This window comes from Pseudomonas turukhanskensis (genome assembly GCF_027922365.1).
GTDB lineage: Bacteria > Pseudomonadota > Gammaproteobacteria > Pseudomonadales > Pseudomonadaceae > Aquipseudomonas > Aquipseudomonas turukhanskensis.
The window spans coordinates 1-24,274 of the sequence record NZ_BSFN01000032.1; the positions used below are offsets into that span (position 1 = coordinate 1).

22 protein-coding genes are annotated in these 24,274 nt (G+C 61.8%); 12 read left to right on the top strand and 10 right to left on the bottom strand.

Translation table 11 applies throughout. From position 1 onward, the window contains the following. Positions 1 to 293 precede the first annotated feature (293 nt). Positions 294 to 935, bottom strand: a complete 642-nt coding sequence (locus PKE98_RS25575; RefSeq protein ID WP_271198289.1) for an NAD(P)-dependent oxidoreductase — start codon at positions 933 to 935, stop codon at positions 294 to 296. A 103-nt stretch (positions 936 to 1,038) separates the two neighbouring features. Here PKE98_RS25575 and PKE98_RS25580 point away from each other — a divergent pair, with 103 nt between their 5' ends. From PKE98_RS25580 to bfr, 4 genes are all read left to right on the top strand, one after another. Beyond that, positions 1,039 to 1,929 (top strand): LysR family transcriptional regulator, encoded by an 891-nt coding sequence (locus tag PKE98_RS25580; RefSeq protein ID WP_271198290.1) that lies wholly within the window; start codon positions 1,039 to 1,041, stop codon positions 1,927 to 1,929. Between the two features lie 272 nt (positions 1,930 to 2,201). Beyond that, positions 2,202 to 3,095, top strand: a complete 894-nt coding sequence (locus PKE98_RS25585) for a PA4780 family RIO1-like protein kinase (protein WP_271198291.1) — start codon at positions 2,202 to 2,204, stop codon at positions 3,093 to 3,095. Between the two features lie 198 nt (positions 3,096 to 3,293). Then, the gene (locus PKE98_RS25590; RefSeq protein ID WP_271198292.1) at positions 3,294 to 4,154 is read left to right on the top strand and encodes an EamA family transporter; all 861 of its coding nucleotides are present in this window, start codon (positions 3,294 to 3,296) and stop codon (positions 4,152 to 4,154) included. A 58-nt stretch (positions 4,155 to 4,212) separates the two neighbouring features. After that, the gene (gene bfr, locus PKE98_RS25595; RefSeq protein WP_271198293.1) at positions 4,213 to 4,677 is read left to right on the top strand and encodes a bacterioferritin; all 465 of its coding nucleotides are present in this window, start codon (positions 4,213 to 4,215) and stop codon (positions 4,675 to 4,677) included. Positions 4,678 to 4,775: 98 nt separating this feature from the next. Here bfr and cueR read toward each other — a convergent pair whose 3' ends face one another. From cueR to PKE98_RS25615, 4 genes are all read right to left on the bottom strand, one after another. Next, the gene (cueR, locus tag PKE98_RS25600) at positions 4,776 to 5,174 is read right to left on the bottom strand and encodes a Cu(I)-responsive transcriptional regulator (RefSeq protein ID WP_271198295.1); all 399 of its coding nucleotides are present in this window, start codon (positions 5,172 to 5,174) and stop codon (positions 4,776 to 4,778) included. Then, entirely contained in the window at positions 5,171 to 7,561 is a 2,391-nt protein-coding gene (locus PKE98_RS25605; protein ID WP_271198296.1) for a heavy metal translocating P-type ATPase, read from the bottom strand. Before PKE98_RS25605 ends, cueR begins: the two co-directional genes overlap by 4 nt. A 718-nt stretch (positions 7,562 to 8,279) precedes the next feature. Further along, a complete protein-coding gene (locus PKE98_RS25610) occupies positions 8,280 to 8,669 on the bottom strand; it encodes a hypothetical protein (protein WP_271198297.1) in 390 nt (129 codons plus the stop codon). A gap of 34 nt (positions 8,670 to 8,703) precedes the next feature. Beyond that, entirely contained in the window at positions 8,704 to 9,333 is a 630-nt protein-coding gene (locus tag PKE98_RS25615; protein ID WP_271198298.1) for a TetR family transcriptional regulator, read from the bottom strand. A 155-nt stretch (positions 9,334 to 9,488) separates the two neighbouring features. On the opposite strand from PKE98_RS25615, the gene PKE98_RS25620 reads away from it, so the two are divergent. From PKE98_RS25620 to PKE98_RS25630, 3 genes are all read left to right on the top strand, one after another. After that, on the top strand, positions 9,489 to 10,652 hold the full coding sequence (locus PKE98_RS25620) for an efflux RND transporter periplasmic adaptor subunit (protein ID WP_373877920.1): 1,164 nt from the start codon (positions 9,489 to 9,491) through the stop codon (positions 10,650 to 10,652). A gap of 11 nt (positions 10,653 to 10,663) precedes the next feature. Continuing rightward, on the top strand, positions 10,664 to 13,783 hold the full coding sequence (locus tag PKE98_RS25625) for an efflux RND transporter permease subunit (protein ID WP_271198300.1): 3,120 nt from the start codon (positions 10,664 to 10,666) through the stop codon (positions 13,781 to 13,783). Positions 13,784 to 13,950: 167 nt separating this feature from the next. Continuing rightward, positions 13,951 to 15,138, top strand: a complete 1,188-nt coding sequence (locus PKE98_RS25630; RefSeq protein WP_271198301.1) for a multidrug effflux MFS transporter — start codon at positions 13,951 to 13,953, stop codon at positions 15,136 to 15,138. A gap of 15 nt (positions 15,139 to 15,153) precedes the next feature. Here PKE98_RS25630 and PKE98_RS25635 read toward each other — a convergent pair whose 3' ends face one another. Further along, positions 15,154 to 15,333, bottom strand: coding sequence for a hypothetical protein (locus PKE98_RS25635; protein WP_271198302.1), 180 nt, complete (start codon positions 15,331 to 15,333; stop codon positions 15,154 to 15,156). Between the two features lie 195 nt (positions 15,334 to 15,528). Then, on the bottom strand, positions 15,529 to 16,542 hold the full coding sequence (locus PKE98_RS25640) for a zinc-binding alcohol dehydrogenase family protein (protein ID WP_271198303.1): 1,014 nt from the start codon (positions 16,540 to 16,542) through the stop codon (positions 15,529 to 15,531). A gap of 139 nt (positions 16,543 to 16,681) precedes the next feature. On the opposite strand from PKE98_RS25640, the gene vimR reads away from it, so the two are divergent. From vimR to PKE98_RS25660, 4 genes are read left to right on the top strand one after another with little or no spacing between them, the layout of a single operon-like run. After that, positions 16,682 to 17,599, top strand: coding sequence for a transcription regulator VimR (vimR, locus tag PKE98_RS25645; protein ID WP_271198304.1), 918 nt, complete (start codon positions 16,682 to 16,684; stop codon positions 17,597 to 17,599). Between the two features lie 55 nt (positions 17,600 to 17,654). Continuing rightward, entirely contained in the window at positions 17,655 to 18,035 is a 381-nt protein-coding gene (locus PKE98_RS25650) for a DUF2946 domain-containing protein (protein WP_271198305.1), read from the top strand. A 51-nt stretch (positions 18,036 to 18,086) separates the two neighbouring features. Then, the gene (locus PKE98_RS25655) at positions 18,087 to 18,566 is read left to right on the top strand and encodes a copper chaperone PCu(A)C (protein ID WP_271198306.1); all 480 of its coding nucleotides are present in this window, start codon (positions 18,087 to 18,089) and stop codon (positions 18,564 to 18,566) included. An 18-nt stretch (positions 18,567 to 18,584) separates the two neighbouring features. Further along, positions 18,585 to 19,970, top strand: a complete 1,386-nt coding sequence (locus tag PKE98_RS25660) for a PepSY-associated TM helix domain-containing protein (protein ID WP_271198307.1) — start codon at positions 18,585 to 18,587, stop codon at positions 19,968 to 19,970. A 124-nt stretch (positions 19,971 to 20,094) separates the two neighbouring features. On the opposite strand, the gene PKE98_RS25665 is transcribed toward PKE98_RS25660, so the two are convergent. Next, the gene (locus PKE98_RS25665; RefSeq protein ID WP_271198308.1) at positions 20,095 to 21,048 is read right to left on the bottom strand and encodes an adenosine deaminase; all 954 of its coding nucleotides are present in this window, start codon (positions 21,046 to 21,048) and stop codon (positions 20,095 to 20,097) included. Positions 21,049 to 21,213: 165 nt separating this feature from the next. Between PKE98_RS25665 and PKE98_RS25670 the strand changes: the two genes are divergently transcribed. Beyond that, positions 21,214 to 22,296, top strand: a complete 1,083-nt coding sequence (locus PKE98_RS25670) for a calcium:cation antiporter (protein WP_271198309.1) — start codon at positions 21,214 to 21,216, stop codon at positions 22,294 to 22,296. Between the two features lie 103 nt (positions 22,297 to 22,399). Here the strand turns inward: PKE98_RS25670 and PKE98_RS25675 are convergent, their stop codons facing one another. Then, positions 22,400 to 23,086, bottom strand: coding sequence for an SDR family oxidoreductase (locus PKE98_RS25675; RefSeq protein WP_271198310.1), 687 nt, complete (start codon positions 23,084 to 23,086; stop codon positions 22,400 to 22,402). Positions 23,087 to 23,172: 86 nt separating this feature from the next. Beyond that, positions 23,173 to 24,141: a 2-oxoglutarate and iron-dependent oxygenase domain-containing protein gene (locus PKE98_RS25680; protein ID WP_271198311.1), complete on the bottom strand. Its 969-nt coding sequence runs from the start codon at positions 24,139 to 24,141 to the stop codon at positions 23,173 to 23,175. Positions 24,142 to 24,274 lie beyond the last annotated feature (133 nt).

Consider the following 24,274-nt stretch of genomic DNA (forward strand, 5'->3'; position numbering starts at 1 on the left):
ACTGGGAAAGGTGCAAAAACCTCCGTCATTGCGGCGCAGGCCGGAATCCGGAGTGTTGGGGCTGACGTTTAATTCGCGTCGTAAACTGCCGCCGTAATTGCTTGCCTGGCAGGTTTATGTTGCGTTTGCGAGCCTGGATTCCGGCCTACGCCGGAATGATGGGGAAAGGTGCAAAAACCTCCGTCGTTCCGGCGCAGGCCGGAATCCAGAATGTTGGAGCTGACGTTTACTTCGCACCCGCAAACCGCTGCCGCAGGAGTCAGCTCAGACCGCACCCTGCGCAAACATCGCCATCAATTGGCGACCGTAAACCGCTTGCGCAACTGCTTGCCCTGTTCCAACTCATCCACAATCGCCACCGCCAGGTCTTCCACGCTGATGCCCGCTGGCGCTGCGCCGTCCATCAACAAGTCTTCGCCACCCACGCGGTATTTGCCGCTGCGGCTGCCGGGTTGCAGCAAGGCCGGCGGCGACACAAAGGTCCACACCAGGTCCTGTTCATCGCGTAGCTGATTCAGATGCTGGCGCGCGCCTTCTGCGCCGTTCTTGTAGGCCGCCGGAAAGTCCGGGGTGTCGATCAGTTGCAGGCCTGGCGCCACATACAAACTGCCGGCGCCGCCGACCACCAACAAGCGCGGCACCTTGGCTGCCTTGCTCGCTGCCACGATGGCGCTGCTGCCCTTAAGAAACAGCGGCAGGATATCGGCCTTGTCCCAGCCTGGATTGAAGGCGCTGACCACGGCGTCATGACCGTTGAGCACGGTCGCCAGCGCAGCAGCGTCGTAGGCGTCGGCTTTCACTGCGTTGAGCTGGGCATGGGCGGGCAGTTTTTCCGGGTGCTGAACAATGCCGGTCACTTGGTGGCCACGGTTCAAGGCTTCTTGCAAAACGGCCGCGCCGACAAAACCACCGGCGCCGATCAGGGCAATTTTCATAGGGTGTCTCCAGGTAGGTAAGTAACTGGTGGCCATCATCTGCGATGGGTAAAGCGCAGAGAAATAGGCTAAAAAGGCTTAAACACTTAAGCAGAACTTAATAATGGAACAGCTCAAGCGCATGGCGGTGTTTGCTACCGTGGTGGATAAAGGCTCGATGGTGGCCGCCGCCGCTGAACTGGGCATGACCGCCTCGGCCGTCAGCCAGCAGATCAGCAAACTCGAAGCCAGCACCCAGGTCAGCCTGCTGCACCGCACCACGCGCAAGCTGACGCTCACCGAAGCCGGGGCCACCTTTTACCGCAGCTGTGCCCAGGTGCTGGCGCTGGCCCAGGACGCCGAGCAGCGGTTGCTGGAGCTGCGCGATGCGCCGGTGGGCGAGTTGCGCATCGCAGCGCCAGTGGGCTTTGCCGGAGGGCGCCTGAGCCGGGCACTGGCGCCGCTGCTTGCGGCCCATCGGCAATTGCGCCTGCAGGTGTTTTTTGACGATGAACAGGTGAACTTGATCGAACAGCGCATCGATATCGCCCTGCGCATCGGCAGGCTGGAAAGCTCAAGCCTGGTGGCGCGCCATGTGATCGACTGGAACGCCGTGCTCTGCGCTGCGCCCTCCTATCTGGCGCAACACACGCCGATTGAAGCGCCGGAGCAACTGGCCGATCTCGACTGGCTGAACCTCAGCACCCAGCACCTGCCGCAGCAATTGCTGTTCACCCACGTGAACGGTGAAGAGCGCCGGCTCAAGCTGGAAAGCCGCATTAGCTGCAACAACATGATTGCCGCGCGTGAGTTCACCCTGGCGGGTATGGGGTTTTCCATTCAGCCCGAGCCTGAAGTACGTGGCGAATTGGCCAGCGGGCGGCTGCAACGGCTGCTGCCCGAGTGGCAACACGCGCCGCTGCCGATTTACCTGGTTACACCCCGGCGCGACGCGCAGCCGGCGAAAGTGCGCTATGCCATAGAGGCGCTGAAGCAGAATTTGCAGCGGGGGTGATAGGCATCCCGCCGTCATTGCCGCGCAGGCGCGAATCCAGGCTCGTTCGGTGGCCGCAGATCATGACGCGGGGGCGAGGTGGGGCGGGGTAATTCTTGCGAAACCTTCCAAAGCAACGTCACTCACATGCCAACGATTTGCCCTGCTTCGCGTTCCCAGGGTCGGCATCTGCAACGGGCTGTGAGAGGATGGGCCCCAGCCGGCCTCGGACAGCACACGTACCCAGGCATGCCCTCAGACTTCTGGCATATAAGGACCCTTGATAAAAGCTGATGAAGACTCCCAAACGCATTGAACCCCTGATTGAAGATGGCTTGGTCGATGAGGTGCTGCGCCCGCTTATGAGCGGCAAGGAAGCAGCAGTGTATGTGGTGCGCTGCGGTAAAGAGTTACGTTGTGCCAAGGTTTACAAGGAAGCCAACAAACGCAGCTTCCGCCAGGCTGCCGAATACCAGGAAGGCCGCAAGGTCCGTAATAGCCGCGACGCCCGGGCCATGGCCAAGGGTTCCAAGCACGGCCGTAAAGAGCAGGAAGAAAACTGGCAGAACGCCGAAGTCTCGGCCCTGTTCCGCCTGGCCAGCGCCGGGGTGCGCGTGCCCAAGCCTTTCGATTTCCTCGACGGCGTGCTGCTGATGGAAATGATCGCCGGCGCCGACGGCGATGCCGCACCGCGCTTGAACGACGTGGTGATGGAGCCCGACGAAGCGCGCGAATACCACGCTTTCCTGATCCGTCAGATCGTGCTGATGCTGTGTGCCGGCCTGGTGCATGGCGATCTTTCGGAATTCAACGTGCTCCTGGACGCCAATGGCCCGGTGATCATCGACCTGCCGCAAGCGGTAGATGCCGCTGGCAACAACCACGCCTTCAGCATGCTGGAGCGGGACGTCGGCAACATGGCCGCCTACTTTGGCCGCTATGCGCCGGAGCTCAAGGCTACTCGTTACGCCAAGGAAATGTGGGCGCTGTACGAAGCCGGCACCTTGCACCCGACGAGCGTGCTTACCGGCGAGTTTGCCGAGGAAGAAGAGAGCGCGGACGTTGGCGCGGTGATGCGCGAAATTGAAGCCGCGCGGTTGGATGAGCAGCGCAAGCAGGCCGCCCGTGCCGACGCCGAAGGCCCGGCCAAAACGGACGAGCCGCCACCGCCGCCTTGGTTGCAATAAACGGACGTAGGTTGGGTTGAGCCGTAGGCGAAGCCCAACGATACGCAGGGGTGCGCCCCAGCCCCATTGCCAAACTGATCGCCGGCGCACATTGCGTCCTGTTTGGCGGCGGTGGCAGCGCAATTTTTGCGCATCGTTGGGCTTCGCTACGCTCAACCCAACCTACCAACTTACGCCCCAGAATTTTTGAAGCCCGCCATGCCGTTACGCCACGCCCTGCTTGCCCTGCTGGTTACCCTGATCTGGGGTGTGAACTTCGTGGTGATCAAGGTGGGTTTGCAGGATTTCCCGCCGCTGTTGTTCTGTGCATTGCGTTTTGCCTTGGCCGCGTTGCCGCTGCTGTTTCTGCGTGGGCCGATGCCGGCACCGCTGTGGCGGATTGTGCAGATCGGCCTGCTGCTGGGCGTCTTCAAGTTCGGCGTGCTGTTTGTCGGCATGCACCTGGGGATGCCGGCTGGCTTGTCCTCGCTGGTGCTGCAAAGCCAGGTGTTCTTCACCATTGTGATTGCCGCTGTGATGCTCGGCGAACGGCCCAGCCACCGCGCCTTGGCGGGCCTAGCGTTGGCCGCCTGCGGGCTGGTGCTGATTGGTTGGCAGCGGCCCATGGGTGACAGCCTGCTGGCTTTTGCCCTGGTGGTGTTCGCCGCCTTGATGTGGGCCTTCTCGAATATTGCCACCAAGCGCTCCGGCGCCACCGACATGCTGCGTTTGATCTGCTGGATCAGCCTGATTCCGCCGCTGCCATTGCTGGCGCTTTCCTATGTATTCGAAGGCCCGGATGCAATCAGCTTCGCCCTGACACACCTCACCCTGCGTGGGATTGCCGCACTGCTGTTTATCGCTTTCCTCGCCACCACCGTGGGCTTTGCCATCTGGAGCTTTCTGCTGCGCCGTTATCCGGCCAGCGTGGTGACGCCCTTCGCCCTGGCGGTGCCGGTTTCCGGGTTGTTGGCTGGTTGGCTGCTGCTCGATGAGCAATTGAGTTCGTTGAGTTGGCTGGCCTGTGCACTGGTGTTTGTCGGCCTGGCGGTGACGGTGTTGCCCAAACGTCGGGCTTGACCGCTCAGGCTTGGCGGCCGAAGCTTTCGTCTTCGGTTTTTAGTGCGGGGAAATGGCAATGCAGGGCAATAACGAAGTCGTCGAATACCTGAAGGATCTGCTGCGCGGCGAATTGTCTGCCCGCGACCAGTATTTCCTGCATTCGCGCATGTACCAGGACTGGGGCTTCAACAAGCTCTACGAGCGCATCAACCACGAAATGGAAGAAGAAACCCAGCACGCCGATGCGCTGCTGCAGCGCATCCTGTTTCTGGAAAGCACCCCGGACATGACGCCAAAACCCATGTTCCCGGGCGCCACCGTGCCAGACATGCTGCGCAGCGATCTCAAGCTGGAATACGAAGTACGCGCCGCCCTGAGCAAAGGCGTAGCCCTGTGCGAAACCCACAAGGACTACATCAGCCGCGACATCCTGATTCTGCAACTGCAAGACACTGAGGAAGATCACGCCTACTGGCTAGAGCAGCAGTTGGGTTTGATTGACCGTATCGGCCTGGAAAATTACCTGCAATCGCAGGCGTGATACTCAACAGTAGGGCGAATAAGCGCGTAGCGATTATCTGCCGTCGATCGTGAATCGGCGGATATCGCGACGGCGATATTCGCCCTACGCCGCTCTTGCTACCCGCAACACCCTTTCTCCAAATCCTTCAATATCGGGCAATCCGGGCGGTCGTCGCCGTGGCAGCTGTGCGCCAGCTCCTGCAAGGTGTCGCGCAGGCTGGTGAGTTCTTCGATCTTGCGGTTCAGCGCCTCGATATGGTCGCGCGCCAGGGCCTTTACGTCGGCACTGGCACGTTGACGGTCTTGCCAGAGCGTGAGCAGCCTGCCCACTTCTTCCAGCGAAAACCCCAGGTCGCGCGAGCGTTTGATAAACGCCAGAGTGTGCAGGTCTTGCGGCTGGTAATGGCGGTAGCCCGCTTCACTGCGATGGGCCGGTTGCAGCAGGCCGATGCTTTCGTAGTAGCGGATCATCTTGGCGCTCAGGCCCGAGCGTGTTGCCGCTTGGCCGATGTTCATTGCTCGTTCTCCTCGAAGTCAGGCTTCCAGCGTTTTAGCAGCAACGCATTACTCACCACGCTGACGCTCGACAACGCCATGGCAGCGCCCGCCAGCATGGGGTTCAGCAGCCCGAACGCCGCCAGCGGAATGCCCACCAGGTTATAGATAAAGGCCCAGAACAGGTTCTGGCGGATCTTGGCGTAGGTGCGTCGGCTGATATCCAGCGCTGCTGGCACCAGACGTGGGTCGCCGCGCATCAGGGTAATGCCGGCGGCCTGCATGGCCACGTCGGTGCCGCCGCCCATGGCGATGCCCACGTCGGCGGCTGCCAATGCCGGTGCATCGTTGATCCCATCGCCCACCATGGCCACGGTGGCGTGCTGTTTCAGGCCATTGACCAGCGCCGACTTGTCGCCAGGCAGCACCTGAGCATGCACCGACTCGATACCCAGAGCAGTGCCCACGGCCTGGGCGCTGCCCTGGTTGTCGCCGCTGATCAAGTGGCAGGTGATCAGCCGCTGGCGCAACGCCGCAATGGCCGCCGCGGCGCCGGGCTTGAGGGTGTCGCCAAAGGCCAGCAGGCCCAGCACCTGTGGTGTTGGTTGCAGCTCCAGCAGCCAGGACAGGGTGCGGCCTTCGGCCTCCCAGGCGCTGGCCTGGGCGTCGAAGTGCTCGCCCGGCAGTTTGCTTTCATCGAGTAGACGGCGATTGCCCAGGGCCAGCTGCCGCCCGTTGACCGCGCCGGCAATACCGCGCCCAGCCAACGCGCGGGCGGCGGTCACCGTCGGCAGCGTGAGGCCGCGCGCTTCACAGGCTTGCAGCACCGCCTTGGCCAGCGGGTGTTCGCTACCCTGTTGCAGCGCACCGGCCAGGCTCAACAGCTCGGTCTCATCCTGGCTCGCGTGTAGATGAACAATCTGCGGGCTGCCGGAGGTGAGGGTGCCGGTCTTGTCGAAGGCCACCACGCTCACCTTGTGGGCAATCTCCAGCGCCTGCGCATCCTTGATCAAAATGCCATGTTTGGCCGCCACGCCGGTGCCAGCCATGATCGCCGTTGGCGTAGCCAGGCCCAGGGCACAGGGGCAGGCAATCACCAGCACCGCCACGGCATTGAGCAGCGCCGTTTCCACGCTGCTGCCGGCCAGCAGCCAGCCGGCCAGGGTGAGCAGGGCGGCGACAATCACCACCGGCACAAACACCTGGCTGACCCGGTCCACCAGCTTCTGAATCGGCGCCTTGGCGGCCTGGGCGTCTTCCACCAGGCGGATGATGCGCGCCAATACGGTCTCGCCGCCCAACGCCTGAGTGCGCACCAGCAACCGGCCTTCGCCATTGATGGCGCCGCTGGTTACGCAGTCGCCAGGCACCTTGGCTTGCGGCAAGCTTTCACCGCTGATCAAGGCTTCGTCGGCATGGCTCTGGCCTTCCACCACCTCACCATCCACGGCAAAACGCTCGCCCGGTTTCACCACAATCAGATCGCCCAGGGCGATGGCGCCGATCGCCACCCGTTCCTCCACACCGTCACGCAGACGCACCGCACTGTTGGGGCGCAATGCTTCGAGGGCACGAATGGCACTGGCCGTCTGGCGTTTGGCGCGGCTTTCCAGGTATTTGCCCAGCAGCACCAGGCTGATCACTACCGCAGCCGCTTCGAAATACAGATGGGGCATGGCGCCGGCCGGTGCGCTCCACCATTGGTAGAGGCTCAAGCCGTAGGCGGCGCTGGTGCCCAGGGCCACAAGCAAATCCATATTGCCGGCACCGGCGCGTACCGCTTTGTAGGCGGCGATATAAAAGCGCGCGCCGAGGATAAATTGCACCGGTGTGGCCAGCGCGAACTGCACCCAGGCCGGCAGCATCCAGTGCACGCCCGCCCACTCCAGCAGCATGGGGGCCAGCAGTGGCAAAGACAGCGCGATGGCCAGCAACACGGTCCAGCGTTCACGCTGTAAACGGCGCTGCGGATCGTGCTGCGGTTGGGCCTCGCTGACCACGCTGGCGCTGTAGCCGGCGTTGTGTATGGCGGCCAGCAGCGGGGCCGGGTCGGTGTTGCCGAGCAACTCGAGATGGGCGCGTTCGGTGGCGAGGTTCACGCTGACGGCGCTTACGCCCGGCACCTGGGCCAGCGCCCGTTCGATGCGGCCGGCACAGCTGGCGCAGGTCATGCCGGTGATGGCCAGTTCCAGGCGTTGGCTGGGCACGCTGTAGCCAGCGCCTTGTACGGCTTCGATCAGGCGGGGCAGGGCATCGGCCGGGGCCTGGATACGGGCGTGCTCGGTGGCCAGGTTGACGCTGGCCTGCTGCACGCCGGACACGGCTTGCAGCGCGCGCTCGACGCGGCCGGCGCATCCGGCGCAGGTCATGCCTTGGATCGGTAGGTCGAACGCTGAGGGGCTGGTCATGGGGGGCGATCTCCAGTGAGTTCGCTTACAGGATCAACCTTGACCTGTGGGTAAGGTCAAGGGCTGGGTGATGTTTGTTCTGGTTTTGGTGGAGGTATTTTTTACCGCGTGTGCTGGGCGTTTTTGTTTCGCGCCTTACGCGCGAGTCACTTTTGTCATTGTCGGAATGCCGAACCAGACAAAAGTAACCAAAAACGCTAGCCCCAGCATACGGCCCTTCGCTTCGCTGCGGGTGCTCGCTCCGGCCTCCTGAAGGGGCGGGCAGATCACCAGCGGTAGATCAAAAGCCCCTCACCCCAACCCTCTCCCGCACGCGGGAGAGGGGCCAGAACGGAGTGAGGCGGCCGGCATACGTCACCCCTCGCCCGCTTGCGGGAGAGGGGCCGGGGGTGAGGGGCTTTTGATCTTGATCTACCGCTTGTGATCTACCCGCCCCTTCAGCCCGGCCCCTGGAGCGACGACGGAGGGAGGGGACCTGGAGCGAAGCGGAAGGCCCAGGTAGGGGCAAGCCCTTTTGGTTTCTTTTATGTGGTTCGGCATTCCGACGACTGATAAAAGAAACTCGCGCGTAAGGCGCGAAACAAAACGCCCAGCGCACGCGGTAATGCAGAAAAACAACAGTCGCCTGATAAACCGAAAGGTGCGCGAAGCACACCCTACAAAAGCCCCGCGCGTATGGCGCGAAGGAAATGCCCAGCACACACGGTACTGAAGAACATCACTGATTCAACGGCGGCGCCTGCAACAGATACAACCCCGTGGTATTCAACCCAATCCGATACCGCCGAATCTCCCCCGGAATCAAATCCACCGAAATACTCGTCGTCTGACTAATCCCTGGCGAACACACCCCAGGCCCAAGCAGCCCCAAGCGCACCGAAATCGCCCCGGGCGGCAAGTTGAACGCCACCGACTGCCCCTGCCACAACCGCGCCGCCAACTGATCCTGCAGATACAACCCGATATCACACGGGCTCCCCACCTCCAGCCGCTCGCGGGAAATGATCAACACCCCATAGCCATCCGACTGCGGCGTCGGCGCCTCGGCAAATTCGGCGTGGGCAATCACCGCCGTCAGCATCAACCCGGCAAAAAGGAAGGCACGCATAGAGAAACACTCCTGCCAGCAATTACCACCTAGGTTAGTTGCAAAGCGGCCACTCGCGGGCCAGCCCCCGAAAGATCGCATCCACCATCGCCGCCGCTTCCTGCACCGGGTGGTACAAATCCGGGTCGCGCAGGTAGTCGCTGAATAAACCAATCACCAGGCCGTGCAACGTCAGCGCCGCCAGGCGCGGCGTCATGCTCGGGTGCAGGTGCCCCTGCTCGGCGGCCCGCTGAAACAGCGCCTCGCACAGGTCGATAAATTGCCGCACAAAGGCGTTGTGGCGGTCTTCGGCTTCGCGCAAGTCATCGGTGAATTCGCAGCGAAACAGCAAGATGGTCATGATCCGCCGCTTTTGCCCGTCATGAACCAGGTTCACCAACGCATCCACGCAAATATCGCGCAGGGTTTGCAGCGGCTCGCTGTGGTTATCGGCCGACAGCAGTTCGGCCATCTGCTCCGGCGGCAAGCGCACCTGGTTGAGTATTTCGTGGAACAGATGGGCTTTGTTTTCAAAGTGCCAGTACACCGCACCACGGGTGACCTCGGCCGCTTTGGCGATCTGGTCGAGGGTGGTATGACCGACGCCTTTTTGCAGAAACAACGCTTCAGCGGCCAGCAAAATGGCGCTGCGGGTTTTCTCTGCTTCTTCTTTGGTTTTGCGCATGGCGGTTGGGCTAATTCTGTCTAGGCTCTGTTCAGTTAGAGCGGGACGGTAGGGCAGTGTAATGCCTGTTGGGGCTTTACAAACAACCTTGTATGTATCGGCCGGCTTTGGGTCACCTTCAACTCGCGATGCGCCTGGTCATGGAGACCGTTGTTATGCCGTATGCCTTGTCTTCGTTTGTCTTGCTAACCATGAGCCTGTTCAGCGCTGTCGGCTTTGCCGCCGAGCCTGCCGCGGCACCGGCGCCGCCACCGCCTGATGTGACGGTGGAAGTGGCCAAGGCCGAGACCTTTCCGCTGGTGCTGGAATATTCCGGGCGTACCGCCGGTTACCGCGAAGTACAGGTGCGCGCGCAGGTCAGCGGCATCTTGCAGCAACGTACTTACGATGAAGGCAGCAAGGTAAAGGCCGGGCAGGTGTTGTTTCGCATCGATCCGCGCCCTTACCAGGCGGCGTTGATGCGCGCCAATGGCGCCCTGGCGCAAGCCCAGGCGCGCTATCGCCAGACCGACCGAGACCTCAAGCGTATTCGCGAGCTGCAGAAAAAAGGCTTTGCCAGTGAGAGCGAACTGGATAACGCCATCTCTAACTTCGAGCAGGCCAAAGCCAACGTCGAAGCCGCCAAGGCCGATGTGGAAACCAGTCAGATCAACCTCGATTACACCACCGTGGTTGCGCCCATTTCCGGCATCACCAGCAAACAGACGGTGTCCGAAGGCAGCCTGGTGGTGGCCTCCGATGCCAACGCCAGCCTGCTGACCCAGCTCACCCAACTCGACCCGCTGTACGTCAACTTCGCCTACCCCGACACCGAAGCCGAACGGCTGCGCGAAGGGGTGCAGACCGGCAAGTTGTCGTTGCCTGCCGACGGCAAGTTGTTCGCGCAACTCAAGTTCGGCGACGGCAGTACGTACCCGCTGGAAGGCCGTGTGGACTTCACCGACAGCTTTGTCAGCAGCGGCACCGGCACCGTCAGTGCCCGCGCCGTGGTGCCCAACCCCGACCAGAAACTGCTACCGGGGCAGTTTATGCGGGTGGTGATCAAGGGGCTGACCCGCCCGAACGCCGTCACGGTGCCCGAGCGCGCCCTGTTGCAAGGGCCCAAGGGCACCTTTGTGTATGTGGTGGATGAGCAGGGCGTGGCCCATGCCCGTCAGGTGGCAACCGGGCCGACGTCGGAGGGGCGTTGGGTGATCGAGTCCGGCGTCAGTGTCGGCGACAAGGTGATTATCGAGGGCATGATCAAGGTCCGCCCGGAGTCACCGGTCAAGGCTACTGAGGCGCCCTCTGCTGCCGAACAACCTGCGAAAAAATCCTAAGGAGCGTTGCCGTGATTTCTCGCTTCTTTATCGACAGGCCTATTTTCGCCACGGTAATTTCCGTGGTCATCGTGCTCGCCGGGCTGGCGGCCATGCGCTCGCTGCCCATTTCCCAATACCCGGAAATTTTGCCCCCACAGGTGTCGGTTACCGCCAGTTATCCCGGCGCCAGTTCCCAGGTAATTGCCGAAACCGTTGCCGCGCCGCTGGAGCAGGAAATCAACGGCGTGGAGAACATGATTTACCAGCTGTCCAACTCCGACAGCAGCGGCGCCATGAGCCTGACCGTGTATTTCCAGGTGGGCACCGATCCCGACCAGGCCACCATCAACGTTAATAACAAGGTGCAGGCAGCGTTAGCCAAGCTGCCGGAAGAGGTGCGCCGGCAGGGTGTGAAGGTGGAGAAGAAATCCTCCGATATCCTGCAGGTCATCACCCTGTATTCCCCCGACGGTTCGCGGGACCCGATCTTTATCAGCAACTACGCGCTGATCAACGTGATCGACGAACTCAAACGCTTGAAGGGCGTGGGCGACGCCAGCCAGTTTGGTTCCAAGGACTACTCCATGCGCATCTGGCTGCGGCCGGACAAGCTGGCGCAGTACAACCTCACGCCCACCGATGTGGTTAACGCCATTCAGGAGCAGAACTCGCAATTCGCCGCCGGTAGCTTTGGCCGCCAGCCGCTGACCCAGGAGCAGGACTTCACCTATACGGTGACCACCCAGGGTCGGTTTGCTGATCCCAAAGAGTTTGAAAACATCATTCTGCGCACCGACGCCACGGGCGCCAGCCTGTTGCTCAAGGATGTCGCACGGGTGGAGTTGGGGGCCCAGGACTACTCGCTGATGACCAGTCTCAATGGTCAGCAGAACGCCGCGTTCGGTATTTACCTGCAACCTGGCGCTAACGCGTTGGATACCTCAGCGGCGGTCAGCCAGACCATGGAGCGCCTGGCCAAGCGCTTCCCCTCGGGCATCACCTACAAGATTCCCTACGACACCACCAAATTCGTGAAGGTCTCCATCGAGGAGGTGATTCACACCTTCTTCGAGGCCTTGGTGCTGGTGGTGCTGGTGGTATTTATCTTCCTGCAGAACTGGCGCGCCACGCTGATTCCGGTGCTGGCCATTCCAGTGTCGCTGATCGGCACCTTTGCCGGCATGTATATGCTCGGTTTCTCCATCAACCTGCTGACGCTGTTCGGCCTGGTGCTGGCCATTGGCATCGTGGTGGATGACGCCATTGTGGTGCTGGAAAACGTCGAGCGGGTAATGCGCACGGAAAAACTGCCACCGCGCGAGGCGGCCATCAAGGCCATGGAGGAAGTGACGGGGCCGATCATCGCCATCGTGCTGGTGCTGTGTGCGGTGTTTATTCCGGTGGGCTTTCTCGGCGGCCTGGCCGGGCAGATGTATCAACAGTTCGCCATCACCATTGCCGTGTCGGTGGCGGTGTCTGGGGTCGTGGCCCTGACGTTGTCGCCGGCGCTCTGTGCCTTGCTGCTCAAACCCGAACACCATGAGCCGGCGGCGCCGTTCCGCTGGTTTAACCGCTTCTTTGAAAAGGCTACCAACGGCTATAGCGCGGGTGTGGTTTTTTTCCTCAAGCGCTCGTTTATCGGCCTGCTGCTGTTCGGCGGCATGATCGCCCTGATGGTGGTGTTGTTCGGCCGCGTACCGGGCTCACTGGTACCGGACGAAGACCAGGGGTATGTCATCAATGCCTATTTCCTGCCGCCCGCCGCCTCGCTGACGCGCACTGAGAAAGTCACCAGCGAAGTCACCCAGGAGCTGATGAAACACCCGGCGGTGCAGGACGTGGTGACCTTCGCCGGGTTTGACGTGCTGACCTTCGGCACTCGCAGCAACGCCGGGGTGTCGTTTGTACCGCTGAAAGACTGGAGCGAGCGCACCACCAAGGAACTGGATGCGCGCAATCTGCCCGGCGCCTTTATGGGCATGGGGGCCAAGCAGAAAGACGCCATGGTCATGACCTTCAACCCGCCACCCATTACCGGCATGAGCACCACGGGCGGCTTTGAGGCGTATATCCAGGACCGCAGCGGCGGCAGCAGCGAAAAGCTTGAGGAAATGGTCCACAAGTTTCTCGCGGCAGCCGCCAAACGGCCTGAGCTGGCGGGGGTCAACACCACGTTCAACGCTGAAGTGCCGCAGTACTACATCGACCTCGACCGTACCAAGGCGCGGGCCCTGGGCGTGGCGGTGAACGATGTGTTCACCGCCATGCAGACCACCTTCGGCAGCTATTACGTCAACGACTTCACCCTGTACGGGCGCACCTGGCAGGTGAGCCTGCAGGCCGAATCGGAGTTTCGCCGAAAGCCTGAAGACCTCAGCCAGGTGTATGTGCGTTCGGCCAGTGGCGAGTTGATTCCGCTGTCGTCGCTGGTCAGCGTGCGGCGCATTCTTGGCCCGGACAGTTATGCGCGGTTTAACGTCTACCCGGCGGCGAAAATGCTTGGCGGGCCGGCGCCGGGCTATAGCTCGGGGCAGGCGTTGCAGGCGATGCAGGAGGTGGCAGACCAAACCCTGGGTGGCGACTACAGCCTGGGCTGGATCGGCCAGGCGTACCAGGAGCTGGCCTCCCAGGGCTCGGGCAGTACCGCCTTTATCTTCGGCCTGGTGATGGTGTTTCTGATTCTTGCCGCGCAGTACGAGCGCTGGACCTTGCCCGTGGCGGTGGTGACCGCCGTGCCGTTCGCGGTATTTGGCGCGATTCTGGCGGTGTGGCTGCGCGGTATTCAGAACGATGTGTACTTCCAGGTGGGCCTGGTGACGCTGATTGGCCTGGCGGCGAAAAACGCCATTCTGATCGTGGAGTTCGCCGTGCTCTGTCGCCAGGAAGGCATGAGCATTTACGACTCGGCGTTGGAAGCGGCCAAGCTGCGTTTTCGCCCCATCGTGATGACGTCCCTGGCTTTTATCCTCGGCTGCGTGCCGTTGGCCATTAGCACGGGCGCGGGTTCAGCCAGCCGTCATTCGATTGGTACCGGGGTAATCGGCGGCATGCTGGCGGCGACCTTGTTGGCCACCTTTATGATTCCGATGTTCTACCTGCTGGTGGAAAGCGCGGCCGCGAAGCTGAGTAAGAACAAGCCAAAGGCGTAGGGCGAATATCCGCATCGCGGGTTTCCGCAGATTCGCGGTGCACATCGGCGGATATCGTCTACGACGATATTCGCCCTACAGGATGTGATTGATCGATGGGCGAAGATCGTTAGCCTGCTATTGGTGTACCATCATCGGCCGCGTTTTCTGCCGTTGTCGGATTGTTCATGAATTTACGTATTTTGCTGATTCTCGGTGCCCTGAGCGCCTTCGGCCCGCTGGCCATCGACTTCTACCTGCCCAGCTTTCCGACCCTGGCCCATGCCTTCGGCACGGACGTCGAACATATCCAGCTCACCCTGGCTGCCTACTTCAGTGGCCTGGCGATCGGCCAACTGGTGTACGGCCCGCTCACCGACCGCTTCGGCCGGCGCAAGCCGCTGCTGGTGGGCGTGGTGCTGTTTACCCTGGCCTCATTTGCCTGCGCCATGGCACCCAACCTTGAATGGCTGATCGGCGCGCGTTTTGTGCAGGCCTTGGGCGGCTGCGCCGGCATGGTGATCTCCCGCGCGGTGATTCGCGATCTCTGCGACCCCCTGGCCTCGGCCAAGGCCTTCTCGCAACTGATGCTGGTGATGGGCGTGGCGCCGATCCTCGCGCCGTTTGGCGGCGGCGTGCTGCTCAATGTGTTTGGCTGGCAATCGATCTTCTACTGCCTCACCGGTTTTAGCGTGCTGTGCCTGTTAGGTGTGGCGCTGTGGTTGCCGGAAACCATTCCCGCCGGCCCAAGGCCGCCGCTGCGCGGCGCGTTTGCTCAGTACTGGCGCTTGCTCGGTGACGGCCAGTTCATGGGCCATGCCCTGACCGGTGGCGTGGCCATGGCCGGCATGTTTGCCTATATCGCCGGCTCGCCGTTTGTATTTATCGAACTGTACGGCGTACCGCCCGAGCACTACGGCTGGCTGTTTGGCGGTAATGCGGCGGGCTTTATCCTGACCGCTCAGGTCAACGCCCGGCTGCTGCGCCACCACGGGCCGGGTTACTGGCTGGTGCGGATCATCTGGCTGTATTTGTTATTCGGCCTGATTCTGCTGGCGGTCACTGCGTTCAAGCCGGCACAGCTGCTGTTCTTGATGCTGCCGCTGTTCTGCTTTATTGCGACTCTGGGTTGCATCATTCCCAACGCGTCGGCCTGCGCCATGGCCGGGCAGGGCAGCCATGCCGGCAGTGCGTCGGCGTTGCTCGGTTGCCTGCAATTTTCGGTCGCCGCCGGCGCGGCCAGCCTGGTGGGTATCCTGCACGACGGCACGGCCATGCCCATGGCGCTGGTGATCAGTGGCTGCGGTGTGATTGCGGTGGTCCTGGCGCAACTGACGTCGCGCAGCGCCAAGAGCGTGCCTTTCGGCGTGCTCTAACCTTTACTGCCGGTATCAGCCGGCGGCGCGTTGTTGGGTATGCGGGAGGTGGTGCGGGGCGTTCAAGCGGGCTTGCAGCGTACTCACGAATTCGCGGGCTTGCGCTTCAGTGCGAAAACTCACGGCATGTTGGTCCAGGCGAACTTGCCAAAGCGGGCCTTGCGGCGTGGAAAGCGTACGAACGAGAATTTTCATGCCTGCCTCCTGCTGGTGGGAAAAGTCGAGGAAGTTGCAGTCTAGCCGCCGCTGGTGAAATTTCTCTGTCCCATTTTCTTCACGCGACACACGGTCACTAGCCGAATGTAGGGCGAATATCCGCCTCGCGGATATCCGCCAATTCTCGATTTGTGTACCGGCGGATGTCGCCTGTGGCGACATTCGCCCTACGGGTCAGAAGCTTTCCAGAACAATCTTGCCCTTGGCCTTGCCGCTCTCCAGCAGCGCATGGGCGCGGCGCAAGTTGGCGGCATTGATACTGCCAAAGTGCTCGCCCACCGTGGTGTGCAAGGTGCCGGCATCAATCAGCTCGGCCACCTGGTTGAGCAGACGATGCTGCTCGATCATGTCGGCCGTTTCGAACAGCGAACGGGTGTACATAAACTCCCAATGCAGCGACAGACTCTTGCGCTTGAGCTTGGTCACGTCGAGGCTTTTCGGGTCGTCGATCAGGGCCAGCTTGCCCTGTGGCTGCAAGGCTTCAACCAGTTGGTCGAGGTGCTGTTCGGTATTGGTCAGGCTGGCGACGTGGGTGACCTGGCCGACGCCAATGCGCTTGAGCTCTTCGGCCAGCGGCTTGCTGTGGTCGATCACATGGTGAGCACCCAACTGGCGTACCCAGTCCTGGGTTTCGGCGCGCGACGCTGTGCCGATCACCGTCAGGTCAGTCAACTGGCGCGCAAGCTGCACCAGGATCGAGCCCACGCCACCGGCCGCGCCAACAATCAGCAGGCTGTCCTTCTTACCACTTGTGCCTTGTGGCACCTGCAAGCGCTCGAACAGCAATTCCCAGGCGGTAATGGCGGTCAACGGCAGGGCGGCGCTCTGGGTGAAGCTGAGGTTTTTCGGCATATGGCCAACGATGCGTTCGTCCACCACGTGCAGCTCGCTATTGGCCCCGGCGCGGTTCAGGGCACCGGCGTAGAACACTTTGTCACCGACCTTGAACAGGCTCACTTCGCTGCCGACGGCCTTGACCACACCGGCCACATCCCAGCCCAGCACCTTGGCTTCGCCGTTTTCCGGCGCCACGTTCCTGCGGATTTTAGTGTCCACCGGGTTTACCGAAATGGCCCGCACTTCCACCAGCAGGTCGCGGGCCAGCGGGGTAGGGGCGGGTAGTTCGATATCTTGCAGAGACGCCTCGTCATCGATAGCGAGGGGTTGGTAGTAGGCAATGGCTTTCATGGTATGGGCTCCAAAATTCCGAAATAAAGAGAGGCAACGGCTGGCCTGCATGGTCGGCTATTTCGCTGGTGGGAAAAACAGCGTAAAAACTGAGGCTCTTTCAACGCCTTGTTGATAATCGCCTGCCGAGGAGCTGACCGTGCTGCGCCTGGATGACCTGCAAATCGTGGTACGTACCGCTGACCTGGGCAGCCTGTCGGCGGCGGCCCGCGATCTGGATGTGTCGCCCGCGGTGGCCAGCGCGGCACTCAAACGCCTGGAGCAGCAGTTGGAAGTGCGGCTGTTCGCCCGTTCCACCCGCAGCCTGCGGCTGACCCCCGAGGGCGAGCAGTTTTTGGGTTATGCCCGCGCAGCGTTGCAAAGCCTAGACGAAGCCCAGCAGCAATTGGCAGGCAGAAAGGTAGACATTAGTGGGGTATTGCAGATATCCGCGCCCTCGGATTTCGGCCGCAATGTACTGCTGCCCTGGCTTGACCAGTTCCAGGAAGAGCACCCCTTGCTGCACGTGCGCCTGCTGCTGGGCGACCGCAATGCTGACCTGTTTCGCCAGCCGGTGGACATCGCTATCCGCTACGGCGCCCCGGAAGACTCCAGCCTGGTGGCCTTACCGCTGGCGCCCGACAACCGCCGGGTGCTCTGCGCATCGCCGGCGTATTTGAAAAAGCATGGTGAGCCAGTGCGCATCGACCAGCTGGCTCAGCACAATTGCCTGCTCTATATGCTCGGCGGGCGTTTGCACGAACGCTGGCGCTTTATCGACGGCAAGCGCGAGTTGAGCGTGACGGTGGGCGGCAACCAGGTGAGTGATGATGCCGATGTGGTGCGCCGTTGGGGCGTGGCCGGGCGCGGAGTGCTGTACAAATCCTGGCTTGACGTAGCCAGCGATGTGCAGGCCGGGCGCCTCAAGGTGTTATTGCCCGAGCTACGTGGCGAGCCGGCGGCACTTAACCTAATCTGCACCCATCGCGCCCAACTGAGCAAAACGGTGTACCTGCTGCGTGAATTTATCCAACAGCGCTGTAGCCAGCTTATCGACGCCAGACCCAGGGGCAACTAACACCTGCGGCAAACCGGAACTTGCCATCGCATTGGGCGGTGGTAGAGTCGCGGCCATGAAACCGTCCTTCACCAATCGCTCGCTGATGGCCTGGCTGTTGTACTTCAGCGTGCTGTTCAACGTGCTCGCCTGTGGCATTGGCCATGGCCAGATGCTCGGCTTGAGCCTGAACGGTTTTGGCGGCGCTTTCTGCTCGGCCGACAACAGCGCCGGCCCCACTCTTGATTCAGGCACTGGCTCGATCAACGACGACAGTGCCACTACACCCTTCAACTGCCCCCTGTGCGGCGCCGTCGGCCTTGGCCTGGCGCTGCTGTTCTGCCTGAGCTGGCTGCTGCCGCCCCGCCGCGACCGGTTGCCCGCCCGGGAGCCGCGCAGCAAGGCCCCGCCGCGTTACTCCTGGCCTTCGGCCAACCCCCGCGCTTCTCCGGTTTAAACCCAGGCTCGCACTGCTGCACCTGCGTTTTTTCATATCCGGAGAATACTGATGACTTTGTTCAAATCCCTGTTCCTCAGCGCCCTGCTGTGCACTTCCTTTGCCGCCACGGCCCATGAATACGAAGTGGGCCAGTTGCATATCGACCACCCGTGGTCGCGTGAAATGCCGCCGACCGCGCCCACTGCGGCGGTGTATTTCGTTATCCACAACAAAGGCGCCAGCGCCGACCGTCTGGTCTCGGTGGAGACGCCGGTGGCTGGCAAGGCCGAGATGCACGAGCACATCGACCAGAACGGCCTGATGAAAATGCAGCAAGTGCAGTTCGTCACCGTGCCTGCCGGCGGCGAAGCCACGTTCGCGCCCATGGCCTACCACGTGATGCTGTTCAACCTGAAACAGCAGGGCAAGGACGGCGAGCGCTTCCCCCTGACCCTGCATTTCGAGAAAGCCGGTGAGGTGACCGTGCAAGTGGCCGTGCAAAAAGACGCACCGGCTGCCGCGCACGATATGTCCCAGCATAAAAACTAAAACGCCGGGGGCGCACCTATGAGCAAGGCTCCTGTGTCGTTCTACAACCAGGCCTGGCGCTGGCACTTCTACGCCGGTCTGTTTGTTATTCCGTTCATGATCGTCCTGTCGCTGACCGGCATCATTTACCTGTTCAAACCGCAGCTCGATAACCTGATGTACGCAGACCTGCTCAAGGCCAACCCGATTGGCCAGAGCCTGAGCGCCGAGCAGCAACTGGCGCGGGTGCAGGCGGCTTATCCACAGGCGGCGGTGAGCCAATACCTGCCGCCGGTGGATGCCCACCACAGCGCGCAATTCGTGGTCAGCGAAGCCGGGCGAAAGCTCAATCTGTTTATCGACCCCTACAGTGGCATCGTGCTGGGCAGCCAGGACGCGCAGAACAATCTGCAAGCCCTGGCGCGAGCCATTCACGGTGAGTTGTTGATCGGCACCGTGGGTGATCGTCTGGTGGAGCTGGCCGCCGGTTGGGGCGTGGTGCTGGTGGTGTCGGGCCTGTACCTGTGGTGGCCGCGCGGCCGCTGGGGTGCCGGCGTGCTATGGCCGCGCATGGCCGCACGCGGGCGCTTGTTCTGGCGCGACGTGCACGCGGTGACCGGTTTCTGGGGCTCGCTGTTGTTGCTCTTCATGCTGCTCACCGGCATGACCTGGACCGGTTTCTGGGGGCAGAAATTTGCCGATGTGTGGAACCAGTTTCCGGCGGTGATGTGGAACGACTTGCCGAAGTCCGGCGTTGAGGCGCGCAGCCTGAATAAGCCGGAATCGCAGACCGTCGCCTGGGCCATGGAAAACACCCCGCTGCCGGCATCCACGCCGCCCGCCGTCGACCCGCACGCCGCGCACAACGGCCACAACATGGCCGACATGGCGCCGGTCGCCAGTGGCCAGATTGCCCTGCAACAGGTGGTGGATATCGCCCAGGCACGCGGCGTAACGCCGGGCTACAGCATCACCCTGCCGCAAGGCAAAGAGGGCGTGTACACCATCGCGATCTCCGCCGACGACCCGCGCAACGACGCCACCCTGCATATCGACCAATACAGCGGTGAGGTGCTGGCCGACGTGCGTTGGCAGCACTACAACCTGGTGGCCAAGAGTGTGGAAGCGGGTGTGATGCTGCACGAAGGCAAGTTGTTCGGCCTGGCCAATCAGTTGCTGATGTTGGCGGTGTGTTTGCTGATTTTGCTCAGCTCAGTCAGTGGGCTGGTGATCTGGTGGAAGCGGCGGCCTCAGGGCCAGCTTGGAGTGCCGCCGTTGCGCCATGATTTGCCGCTGTGGAAAACAGCGGTGGTGATCATGGTGGCGTTGGGCGTCGCTTTTCCGCTGGTGGGGATATCGTTGGTGGTGATTGGGTTGGTGGATTGGCTGGTGGTTTCGCGGGTTCGGCGAGTGGAGATGGCGTAAGCCGCTTGCCCTCACCCCCAGCCCCTCTCCCGCAAGCGGGAGAGGGGCGCCAAGCCGCAGCTCGGTTCAGTCCCCGCGCCCCTCGGGGAGAGGGAGAGGGGGCAGCCTCAACGTCGTTGTAGGGTCAGGCTTTGAACAACCGCGCATCCAGGCTGTTCTGCGCCAACCGCTGCGCCTGCTCCTGCGTCATCCCCAAGTGCTCGTGCAGCGCCATAAAATTCTCGGTGACATAGCCGCCAAAGTAGGCCGGGTCGTCCGAGTTCACCGTCACCTTCACACCCTGTTCCAGCATGTCCAGAATGTTGTGCTGGCCCATGTGGTCGAACACGCACAGCTTGGTGTTGGACAGCGGGCAGACGGTCAGCGGGATCTGCTCGTCGATGATGCGCTGCATTAGGCGTGGGTCTTCGCTGGCACGTACGCCGTGGTCGATACGGCTGATCTTCAGCAGGTCCAGCGCTTCCCAGATGTACTCGGGCGGCCCTTCTTCGCCGGCATGCGCTACGGTCAGAAAACCTTCGCCACGGGCGCGGTCGAACACGCGCTGGAACTTGCTCGGCGGATGGCCCATCTCCGAGCTGTCCAGGCCCACGGCAAAAAACGCATCGCGGTACGGCAGGGCTTGGTCGAGGGTTTTCTGTGCCTCGTCTTCGGAGAGGTGGCGCAGAAAGCTCAGGATCAACCCGCTTTCCACACCCAGTTGCTCGCGGCCGTCTTTAAGCGCAGTGGCAATGCCGTTGAGCGCCACTTCAAAGGGAATACCACGGTCGGTGTGGGTCTGTGGGTCGTAGAACGGTTCGGTGTGAATCACGTTCTGCGCTTTGCAGCGTTGCAGGTAGGCCCATGTCAGGTCGTAAAAATCCTGCTCGGTGCGCAACACGTCGGCGCCCTGGTAATAGAGGTCGAGAAACTCCTGCAGGTTGTTGAACGCATAAGCACTGCGCAGCGCTTCCACATCGTTCCACGGCAGGGCGATCTTGTTGCGTTCGGCCAGGGCGAACAGCAACTCGGGCTCCAGCGAGCCTTCCAGGTGCAAGTGCAGTTCGGCCTTGGGCAAGGCATTGAGCCAGTCGTACATGGGGCTACCTGTTAAAGAATTAGGCTTGATAGAGAAAACTGCCGGCTAGTTTAGCTGACCAGGGAGACAGAATCCCCTGCAATCCTCTTGCCGCTTACGGTTGGCAGTGGCAGCCGAGCCGCTTAAGCTGCTGCAACATTTTGTTGCCATGGACTGCCACCCCCGATGCTTGCCCACCTCAAAGACGAAAAACTGCTGCTGATCGCCGTCGTGGCGGTGGCCATCGCCTACCCGCTTGAACATGTGCTGCTGCACTCCGGCCAGATGGTGGCGCTGGTCGGCGCGCTGGTGCTGGTGGGCGCGATCATCTGCGCCTCGATGCGTGTGGCGCACCATGCCGAACTGCTGGCGCACCGCGTGGGCGACCCCTATGGCACCATGATCCTTACCTCGGCCGCCGTGCTGGTGGAAGTGGTGGTGCTGGGCATCATGATGAGCAACGAAGCCTCGCCGACGCTGGTGCGCGACACCATTTATTCGGCGGTGATGCTCGATATCAACGGCATCCTCGGTCTGGCGGCGCTGCTGGGCGGCATCAAGCATGGCGAACAGGCCTACAACGATGACTCGGCCAAGAGCTACAGCGTGATGATCCTCACCGCCATGGGCATTTCCATGGTGGTGCCGGAGTTTGTGCCCGAAGGCTCGTGGAAGGCTTACTCGGCGTTCACCATCGTCATGATGGTGATGCTGTATGCGTTGTTTCTGCGTATGCAGGTGGGCACTCACAGTTACTTCTTCAGCTACAGCTACCCGGAAAAGCGCCGCGGCAAGCCGCAGGAAGTCGAGCCCGACAGCAAGACCCTGTCCATCGCCTTGCTGGTGGTGGGCGTGGTCGTGATCGGCGCGCTGGCCGAGGTGATGTCGAAAACCCTCGACCTCGGTCTTGAAGGCACCGGTGCTCCGCCGGTGTTGGCGGCGTTGCTGGTGGCAGCGATTTCTGCCGCACCGGAAATTCTCACCGCCCTGCGCGCGGCCATGGCCAACCGAATGCAATCGGTGGTCAACATCGCCCTTGGCGCGTCGCTGTCGACGGTGATTCTTACCGTGCCGGTGATGGAAGGCATCGCCCTGTACACCGGCCAGCCGTTCATCATGGCCATGACGCCGATTCAGTCGGTGATGATCTTCATCACCTTGATTGTGGCGGCCATCAACCTGAATGACGGTGAGACCAATGCCATTGAAGGCATGACCCACTTTGCGTTGTTTGCGACGTTTTTGATGCTGACGTTTATTGGCCTGTAGAACACCAGTGCCCCGTCGGAGTGGCGTAGGGCGAATATCCGCGTCGCGGATATCCGCCGCAGCGCAACCGTAACGGCGGATACCGCCTGGGACGGTATTCGCCCTACCAAGGAATACCTTGGCCTTGGTAATCAATAAACCGATGCCCACCTTTGCCCGCCTGCGCATTGATCTGCGCCACCAGCCCTTTGCAGCTGGTCTGGATATCCAGCGGCGCACCCTCGCCGCCCATATCGGTTTTCACCCAGCCCGGGTGCAGTGACAACACGGTCAGGCCGCTGTCTTCCAACTCGCACACAAAGCTGTTGGTCATCGAATTCAGCGCCGCCTTGCTGGCCTTGTACAGCGGCATGGTGTTGCCTTCGGCAATGGCCACGCTGCCCAGAACCGAGCTCATGAACGCCAGCACGCCGTTGGGTTTTTTCACCTGCGCAACCAAGCGCTGGGCCAGGCGAATCGGCGCGATGGCGTTGGTCATAAAGAGCTGGCCAAGTTCTTCGACCGTCGCCTCTTCCACCGACTGATGGGAGGGACCGGCCACGCCTGCGTTGATAAACAGCAGGTCGAAGGTCTGCCCCTGCAGGCGCTGCTGCAAGGCGCTGACCTGGGCGCCATCGTTGATATCCAGTTGCTCGATCTTCACGCCTGGCAGCGCCTGCAAGGCGTCCACGCCGGCCTGGCTGCGAACGCTGGCGGTCACCTGCCAGCCATCGGCGTGCAGCTGTTGCACCAAGCCCAGCCCGAGGCCGCGCGAAGCGCCGATGATCAATGCGGATTTTGCCTGTGCCATGTCCGGCTCCTGTTTGAAAAGGGTAGGGGACACAGCATAGCGGTTGATCATGTCGGGCGTGCACCGCACCCCCGACCTTGTTGCCTTTAAACCGCCTCTTGCTCACGGAAATAGGCGTAAGTATCAGCAAACCGCGACAGCAAATAATCAACACTGGTGGTGGCCGGGTACTTCGGCGGATTGTTTGCGTCCGAGCAACCGGGCAAACAGCTGATTTCCGTATCCGGGTGCGGCTCGGCGAAGAACGGCATGGAGTAGCGATCCACGCCCAGCGGGCTGATCACTCGGTGCGGCGTGGACTTGTACCGGTCGTTGCTCCAGCGCGCCATCATGTCGCCGAGGTTGACCACAAAGCTGCCGGCAATCGGTGGCGCGTCGATCCATTCGCCCTGCACGTTCTGCACCTGCAAACCGCCCGCATCGTCCTGGTACAGCAAGGTGATGCAGCCGTAGTCGGTGTGCGCACCGGCGCCTTGCTGCTCGGCGCTGCTGGCGGTGTGGCGGGGTGGGTAGTGGATCATGCGCAGCACGCTGATGGGCTCGTTGAAGCGCACGTCGAAGAAGTCGCGCTCGATGCCCAGCGCAATCGTCATGGCCCGCAGCAGGGTTTTGGCCAGTTCTTGCATGTCGGTGTAATGCTGCTCCATCAACGCCGCCCAGCCCAACTGGTCGGGGTGGCGGTTGGGGCCGCGCAGCGGTTTGCCGGCCAGCACTTCGGGGTGATCGGCGGGCATATGAAAGCCCATGTCGAAGGTTTCTTTCAGATCGCTGGGCTTGGTTGGGTCAAGCTGCTCGGTGGCGATGCCGCCATAGCCGCGATGGTGTTCGCTCTGGGTGATATCGATGCGCAGTTTTTCCGCGTCGCTTTTGGCGAAAAAGGTTTTCGCAGCAGACAGTAAATCGTCGATTCGCTCAGGGCTGATGGGGTGACCCTTGATATAGAAAAACCCCCACTCGCGGCACGCGGCATCAATCTGCTGGGCAACTGCCAGCCAGCCGGCGTCGTCGTTCTGGTAAAGGGGGGAAATATCGATAAGGGGCAATGAATTGGGCATGGTGGCTCCAAGAAGTGTGTTGCTTTGAGTCTTCTCGTACCCATAGCGAAGAGGCGGTTCTGCTGAACGTTGCAGCAGGGACGGCACAGATAGCAGATGTAAAAAGGGGCACCGTTGGGTGCCCCCGGCTTGC